We start from the raw sequence: 7,141 nt of genomic DNA, 5'->3' as shown, positions 1-7,141 counted from the left end.
ACCTGGTAGCGTGTCAGCTCTACAGCGTAGTAACCCGGGCTGGCCATTTCATTCGCGCGCGGCGAATGGAAGGCGCCCGGCTCGAGATCGCCCGTGGTGGCAATGACGCGGGCGTTTTCATATTTACCCGAGCCACCGCTCAGGTGCAGGTGGGAGAAGCCGCGGATGTCACCGGTGCTCTGGAAGCCCTTGCGATAACCGTAATCACGTACGTCGGGACCAACCTTCACCATGCCGAAGGGCATGGTGGCGCCGACGAAGACCTCACCGAACCAGTCCGACCCGATGAACGGGTCGACGTCGGTGGCATGGTCGGTAGCCATGGCGGCAGGCGCCGCCAGGACCAGGGAGGCAATTGCGCCCGCGAGGGTGCGCCGTGCGATGGAGCTAAAGGTGTACATCGATGGACTTTCCTTTTTCGGCCTGCCGATCAGAACGTGTAGGTGGCCTGCACGGTGTAGTTGCGACCTGCCAGGTAGTAGAAGGTCGGATCCTTGGCCAGGCCGTTACCCTGAATGGCCGTGCGGTGGTCGAACAGGTTATTGGTCGACAATTGCAGTCTCAGGTCAGGCGTGAAGCGGTAGCCGATGTTGAAGTTGGTGTAGTTGTACGTCGGCAGCTTGGTGTTCGGGTTGTACGTCGCCCCACTGGTCTCGCCTGTGCCGGTGAAACGGGTGCCCACGTATTTGACGAGGAACGAGCCGTACAGCGGGCCCTGGTCGTAGATGAAACCGACATCGGCCGTGGACATGGGCGAATTGGAGATCTGCAAGTGCGTCGTCTTCGAATACGCGCTGTTGATACTGCCGTTCGCGGTGAAGCTGAATCCCGAATCGCCCAGGATGTGCGTCAGCTCACCCTCCACGCCTTTGTAGATCACGCCACCTTGGTTGGCGAACACGCTGATCAACGAGCCGCCCGGACCAATCGGTTCCTCGATGCTGCTCACCAGGTTGCCGAAGTCGATGTAATAGACGTCGATGTCGGCCACGGTGGTCGGTGTCTTCCAGACCACACCGGCCTGGTAGTTCGTGGTTGTCTGCGGATCGATATGGCCGGCCGGACCCTGGATAAGGTTGACCTTCGGCGCCTGGAAGCCCTTGGCCACCTGCACGTACGCCGCGAGGTTCGGTGAGAACCGGTAGTTGGCTGCCACGGACCCGAGCGTGGTGGCAAAGTGCCCGTCACCGCCGACCGGCAGGAAGTTGGACACGCCGTCGATCGTACGATCGAACACGATCTGCTTCACCCCGGGCACGATGCTCAGGTTTTCCAATGGCCGCCACTCGATCTCGAAGTAGCTCTGCGTCGTATTCGTGTGCTGGCTGGTATCGATGATGTTGGCGTTCGGTTCGCCCTTGAGAACACGCGGCGTCATCGTCGAGAGGTCGACAGTGACCTGGTCCTGCACCTGATAGGTGCGCTCGGCCCAGATACCCGCTTTCAGGGTGCTCTCGAGCCAGTCGCTGCCGACATCCTTCTCGGCCGTGAGGAAATCGCCGGCGGCGCGGTAACGGCTGTGGTTGATCGCACCGGGGACGCCGCCATTGGGCAGCAAGGCGATATTCGGCGTGTTGCCGAGCAGGTCCACACCGCCCGGACCGCTGTCACGCAGGCCGTACGTGTAGAACTTGTTGTCGATACGCCAGCTACCGTAGTCGCCATGCAGCTGGAGGTATTCGAAGTCCGCATGGCGGTCGTCGACGTTGTAATCGGCGAAGCCCTGCGAGGTCGGATCCTGATTGAGGCCGCCGAAGTCCAGACCGAGGATGTCGGTCCGCTTCTTCGGCTGCGCGGTAAAGGTGTTCCACTTCACCTTGTTGTAGTCGGCCACCAGGGTCAGGGTCGTGTTGTCGCCCAGCGGCTGCTTCACCTTGAACAGGATATTGTCCTGCTTGAAGCCCGCGTCATTGATCAGGCCATTGGATTCGACGTGGCTGTAATTCACCGACGCCTCGGTGCCGATCTTGTTGAGCACGCCCGTATTGCCGTCGCCGGCGACCTGCCAGGTAGCGCCGCTGCCGTACATCGCGGACACCTCACCTGAGGGCTTGTCGGTGGTCGGCGCCGAATACAGCGCCACGGTGCCGCCAAACGTCGCGTTTCCGAGGTTGCTTGCCGTACCGGGACCGCGATCGACCACGACCTTGKCCAGGGAGGGTCCGGGAAAGAACGCGGTGGTGGCGTGACCGAAAGCGCCCGGATCACCAAACGGAATACCGTCGAACGTCACGTCGTATTCGCCATCCTGGAAGCCACGGATGGTGCCGCTCTTACTGGAAAAGCCCGCGCCGTTAGGCGACGCATTCACTGCCGAGGGCGTGAGCTCCAGCAAGGCCAGGTAATCCGCCTTGGGTGTCGCGATCGTCTGGATGAAATTTCGGCTCAACACCGACTGCGGCTCGATCTCGAAGAGGTTGCCTTGCGTCGGTGCGAGTGCCGCCGCGCTGCCGGGCGGTGCGAGGTTCGGGTCGTCAATGCCGGCAGAAACCGACACACCCTGCAGGTCCGTCGTGCGCTTCGTGATATCCGCGTCCGTGGTTTCGGCGGCGGCGCTGATAGCGGCTGCGAGGGCAGCGAGACCTAATCCAAAACGTACAGCGTGATGCATTGCGTTGAAACTCCTGCGTGTATCGGCCGCGCGGTTGCCCGCGACGGTCAGCTCTGTTGAGCCCGAAGGGATGGGAAACGGAATGTTGGGGAGGGGTGGCGGAAAACAGTAGTGAACGCTACTGTTTACATATGACAGCGCTTTGACGGTCACGTGGCATGGCACAGGATTCGTGCAGGTATCGCGCTGCAGCACGCATGCCACTGCGAAATAAGTATCATCTGGAACCAATACGTCTTCGCTGAGAACTTACGAAGACCCACGCCGAGGTCGACCCATGAACAGCGCCACGCGTCGGAAGAAAACCGATGCGCGTCCCGCGATCCCGCTGGACACCAAGCAACAGCCGATGCAGCAGCGCTCGGTCGAAACCTTCGAGTTGATCCTCGAGGTCACATCGCGCCTGCTCGGCGAAGTGGGGGTGGAGCGACTCTCCACCAACCTGGTGTGCGCGAAGGCGGGCATATCGCCACCGGCGCTGTATCGGTACTTCCCGAACAAGTACGCCATCCTCAAGGAGCTCGGCGAGCGCCTGATGAAATGCCAGAACAAGGCCTACCGCGCCTGGCTGGAAGAGGAGAAGGCGCTCGACTACGACGGCTCGCGCGAAGCCAGCATTCGTGGCTTGCGCGACATGCAGGCAGCGATCAACGCGGCGACCCTCGCCTTTCCAGGTGCGGTATGGATCATGCGTGCGCTTCGCGCGGTCCCGACGCTAAGGCATATCCGTCTGGACTCGCACGACGACGTCGCGGAGACGAGCTACGAAGGGCTGCGCGATCGCTACCCGAGCGCCAACCCGGAAGCCTTGCGCGTGGCGATGCGCCTCTCCACCGAAGTGATGTATGCGGCCACGGAAATGGCCGTGGACAATCCGTCGATGGATGGCGACATCATCAATACCGAGGTCGCTGAAATGGTCGTCCGCTACTACGACAAGTTCGTCGAGGGCGAAGAACGCTATGCGGCGACCGTGAAGAAGCGCAAGGTCAAGCGTTGAGTTGAGACAGCAACGTCAGCGCATTGGGTACAGCCTCGCCCCGCGCCGTGTTGTCGAAAATGCACCAGGCGACCTTGCCTGCCTCTTGCGCCTGGCGCATCCGTAACGCGATGCCTTTGATGAAAGCATCGTCGTAGGCTGAGTAGTAGACCTGTGGCGACCCGTGCAGGCGGATATAGAGCATCGCCGGGTCGCCTTCGGGTGGTTCGACGCCGGCCACGGGCGACGGGTGTGCCCATACGCACGAGACGCCTGCTTCGCACAACACAGCGTCGCCTTTGGGCGTGAACCACGTGGCATGCCGTGGCTCGCAAGCTACGGGCAGTGGCGTGTGCTTTCGCAGGAGGGAGAAGAAGCTTCTCGCCGTCCTCACATCCAGCGCGAGGCCGGGCGGTAGTTGAATCAGGATGCAGCCGAGCCTCGCTCCCAGGCCGGACACCTCGGCCAGGAAGGCAAGCAGAGGCTTCTCCGCCTTTTGCAGACGCAGTTCATGGGTGATCGTCTGCGGCATCTTTACGCTGAAGCGAAAGGCTTCCGGCACGCTCGCCGCCCAACGGATATAGGTTCGTTCCTGATGCGGCCGGTAGAACGACGAATTGATCTCAACGCATGGAAAAACGCTCGCATAGCGTTCCAGGTGCGTGCCTTCCCCAGGAAAGGACCGCGCGTCCTTCGACGCGAGTGACCAACCTGCGCATCCCACCAGAAGGGGGGATGCACGACGACGCTTCCGCTCGTTCACATGAGTGCTCCCAGGTCACAACGACCTTGAAACGTAGTTTCCACGTGGACTTGTCGAGCCGCCGTTATCCTGACGCCGCCTTCTTCACGCGCTTGTTGAATGCGGCGAAAAGTACAGCACAAGGAAGATCGCGAAGGGCCACAGCCACAGCATGACTCTGGCTGTCCAGATTCGCCATTGCAACGGCTCGGGGTATTCGGCCTTGGGGAGATTCATGTTGAACATGATGTACAGAACTGCCCACGTACTACCGCTGTAGCCGAACCAGGTCGGCTTTGGCCACCGCCCCTTGTATGCAGGGTCGACATCCATGATTCTTGAAATCGCGCCACGGGCCAGAAAGGTGTACACGAAGCCATAGCCAACGGCGAGGCACCCAAGTTGTGCAGCTGACATTCCCACCTGAGAGCCCTCAAAGATTCGATCCTGACGAAAGTCCCTGACCCGGCAGCGGCATCGGCTGGACACCAACGTGCACATTGGATTCTCTCTCACCCGTCGAAAGGGTAGCAAAAAGTGAATATCCTGATACGCACCATCCTGTTCCTGACCATCCTCGCGGCACCCTCTGCGTTGCTTGCCCATGACACGGCGCATGCGACTGGCCCGTCCGCGGTCGTCGCGACGCTCTACAAGGACTTCGCCTGGGAAGCCCTGGGCGCCCCTGACGCCACGTTCGGAGCACCGCTCTCCGAGCAACCGATTGCCGTTCTCAATAAATACTTCGACGGGACGCTGGCGTCCCTGCTGGCCGACGATGCCGCGTGCGTGCAGCGCAGCCAGGGCGACGAATGCAACCTTGCCTTTAACCTGATGTTCGCTTCGCAGGACCCTTCCGCGTCGGATCTGGAGATAGAGTCGGTAGGTTCGGATCGTGTGGTTGTCTCGTTCAAGTACCCGAGCAACGGCGAAAAGATTCGCCTGGAATACGTCACGGTCCAGACGCGATCCGGCTGGCGGATAAAGGACATTATTTACCATAACCAGAACGATGAAAGCCTCGTTCAAATATTGTCGACCAAGCCATGACCAGGATTCTCGCCCTGCTGCTCTCGAACATCCGACCTCGTGCGCGCGACTTTGATGAACGGGTGAAGCTCAATCGTTGAACCGCCGCGTTCTTCGGCATCTTCGCGCCTACTCCCGTGGCACCGGATTGTCGTGAAACGTCGCACGGCAGAAAGCCGATGGCTCTCCAAGGGGCCAATCCTGGTTGACGCCATCTACCGAAAGCCAAGCTCGATTCACAGCTCACCTCAGCGGGAGCGCGGCACGAGCTCGATGGTGACACCGGCGCCTTTAACCGCCTGGAAGTCTACCGTCGCCGACGGCTCGTACGCCACGTTCAGCGTCTTCCCATCGACCCACGTCATCGTCACGGCACCCCCTGTCAGCTCGCGCGTGCTCTTATGGGAAAGCGTGACAATGTCGAAACCCTCGTCGTCGTCCCGTTGGCTGAGCTTGACCACGGTGTAGAGCGCCGCATTACCCGGCCCGCTTTGCTGGGTGGTCGCCGCATTGGYCTGGTAGTGACCGTCGGGGGACCGTGAGTGGGCCTCCCAGATGATGGCCTGGTCGGCGCTGCAAGCGGAGAGCAAGAGTGCAACTGTCAGGAGGCATCCACGCACGGCCAGCCGCACTGGCCAATAACGGATCGTCACAGAGTTCATATGGGCAGTCCATGCGCAGGGTCAGTCGGATGAAGCGTAACGTCAGTCCCGTCCGGGAACGTGTCTTTTGTAAGGCGCCCACCTGTCGGAATGATGGTGACTGGTGTGATGATCCGACCGCTGGATCGACCGAGAAAGCACGGCCCCTCCTGGGAGCCGTTACCGTCGATGGATGGCTCGAAAGCGCCACCCACTTAATGGCTGGGCACCACATCCTTCACATGTTGAATGTTGAGCACATAGGGCGTCACCGGATCGGGATCAAGCTGAAACAAGCCCGTTATGGTCGCTATGCCGTGCCGCCCCTGGCGGTTCATCTGGACGTAGAAGTGGTGAACATCCTTATGTTTCATAACCGCTTCCGTTTTGATCACCAACTCAATACCCCGGCCAGCGCATAGCCTTTCAGCGATGTTCATATGATCCTCGCCGAGGTAAACAAATCCTCGAACGCGAATCACCTGGTTGACGAACGCCCGAGGGTTCTTCAAGACGCTGCAAACGTCCGTTGGGATGGTTGTGGTCTCGACCTTTGCTGTTCCCGCCGACGCTGCAAAGGAAACGCTCAAAAGGCAGAGCCACGTGATCGAAACAGGCAGCGTCAGATGCTTCATAGCTTCCATCGTGTTCCCTGGTTATTGGTAACGTAACTAAATCACCGGCGAAAGWCCCCCATCAATCCGAAGATTAGTCCCGGTGATGTACCCGGCCAACGGGCTCACCAGGAAGGCCACCGCACGTGCGACCTCTTCCGGCTCTCCCGTTCGGCCAACGGGTACCTCGGCAAACAGCGGAAGGACCGCGCGCTCGATGGCGTCCCACGGCGCGTCCCGGTCCACCAATCCCTTTTCCGCGGCAACCTCGCGAAAGCGCGCATCGAGCGCGTCGCTGTGGATCGTACCGGGCGAAATAGCGTTCACGGTGATCCCGCTCGAAGCGACCGCCTTTGCCAACGACGAAGTCATGGCATTCATCGCCGCCTTGCAGGCGGCGTAGCCGGGAGAAGAGGCAGGCGCCATGGTTGCGGCAAGGCTAGAGATGTTGACCACCCGCCCCCATCGCCGTGCCTGCATTTGCGGCAACAGTCGGGTCGTCATGCGTACAGCAGACAACACATT

General features: G+C 60.6%; 8 protein-coding genes and 1 pseudogene. 2 read left to right on the top strand and 7 right to left on the bottom strand.

What is annotated here, in order from left to right; all coding sequences use genetic code 11:
* Nucleotides 1-401 (bottom strand): annotated as a pseudogene (locus AC1DSN_RS15995) (hypothetical protein); the annotation flags it as partial.
* A 29-nt stretch (nucleotides 402-430) separates the two neighbouring features.
* Nucleotides 431-2,611 (bottom strand): TonB-dependent receptor, encoded by a 2,181-nt coding sequence (locus tag AC1DSN_RS15990; protein WP_477331611.1) that lies wholly within the window; start codon nucleotides 2,609-2,611, stop codon nucleotides 431-433.
* A 277-nt stretch (nucleotides 2,612-2,888) separates the two neighbouring features.
* Between AC1DSN_RS15990 and AC1DSN_RS15985 the strand changes: the two genes are divergently transcribed.
* Entirely contained in the window at nucleotides 2,889-3,611 is a 723-nt protein-coding gene (locus AC1DSN_RS15985; RefSeq protein ID WP_477299043.1) for a TetR/AcrR family transcriptional regulator, read from the top strand.
* On the opposite strand, the gene AC1DSN_RS15980 is transcribed toward AC1DSN_RS15985, so the two are convergent.
* Both AC1DSN_RS15980 and AC1DSN_RS15975 read right to left on the bottom strand, forming a co-directional pair.
* The gene (locus AC1DSN_RS15980; RefSeq protein ID WP_477331613.1) at nucleotides 3,601-4,314 is read right to left on the bottom strand and encodes a DUF72 domain-containing protein; all 714 of its coding nucleotides are present in this window, start codon (nucleotides 4,312-4,314) and stop codon (nucleotides 3,601-3,603) included. The two genes, AC1DSN_RS15985 and AC1DSN_RS15980, sit on opposite strands and share 11 nt — an antisense overlap.
* 123 nt (nucleotides 4,315-4,437) lie before the next feature.
* Complete coding sequence (locus tag AC1DSN_RS15975) at nucleotides 4,438-4,749, bottom strand: hypothetical protein (RefSeq protein WP_477331609.1); 312 nt, start codon at nucleotides 4,747-4,749, stop codon at nucleotides 4,438-4,440.
* Nucleotides 4,750-4,869: 120 nt separating this feature from the next.
* On the opposite strand from AC1DSN_RS15975, the gene AC1DSN_RS15970 reads away from it, so the two are divergent.
* On the top strand, nucleotides 4,870-5,382 hold the full coding sequence (locus tag AC1DSN_RS15970) for a hypothetical protein (protein ID WP_477331607.1): 513 nt from the start codon (nucleotides 4,870-4,872) through the stop codon (nucleotides 5,380-5,382).
* A gap of 227 nt (nucleotides 5,383-5,609) precedes the next feature.
* Here the strand turns inward: AC1DSN_RS15970 and AC1DSN_RS15965 are convergent, their stop codons facing one another.
* The 3 genes from AC1DSN_RS15965 to AC1DSN_RS15955 all read right to left on the bottom strand — a co-directional run.
* Nucleotides 5,610-6,023 (bottom strand): hypothetical protein, encoded by a 414-nt coding sequence (locus AC1DSN_RS15965; protein ID WP_477331605.1) that lies wholly within the window; start codon nucleotides 6,021-6,023, stop codon nucleotides 5,610-5,612.
* A gap of 194 nt (nucleotides 6,024-6,217) precedes the next feature.
* Nucleotides 6,218-6,637, bottom strand: coding sequence for a hypothetical protein (locus tag AC1DSN_RS15960; protein ID WP_477298978.1), 420 nt, complete (start codon nucleotides 6,635-6,637; stop codon nucleotides 6,218-6,220).
* Nucleotides 6,638-6,673: 36 nt separating this feature from the next.
* Nucleotides 6,674-7,141 (bottom strand): SDR family NAD(P)-dependent oxidoreductase (locus tag AC1DSN_RS15955; protein WP_477331603.1); only part of this gene is annotated, 468 nt, incomplete at its 5' end.

The sequence above is a fragment of the Luteibacter sp. P4_D7_3 genome, from assembly GCF_056401735.1.
Note: the sequence above shows the minus strand (reverse complement) of the source record. Positions and strands in the feature narration are given on the sequence as shown.

Coding starts and splice junctions, on each gene's coding strand:
- AC1DSN_RS15975 (WP_477331609.1), bottom strand. CDS start 4,749: ATGTCAGCTGCACAACTTGGGTGCCTCGCCGTTGGCTATGGCTTCGTG.
- AC1DSN_RS15960 (WP_477298978.1), bottom strand. CDS start 6,637: ATGAAGCATCTGACGCTGCCTGTTTCGATCACGTGGCTCTGCCTTTTG.
- AC1DSN_RS15985 (WP_477299043.1), top strand. CDS start 2,889: ATGAACAGCGCCACGCGTCGGAAGAAAACCGATGCGCGTCCCGCGATC.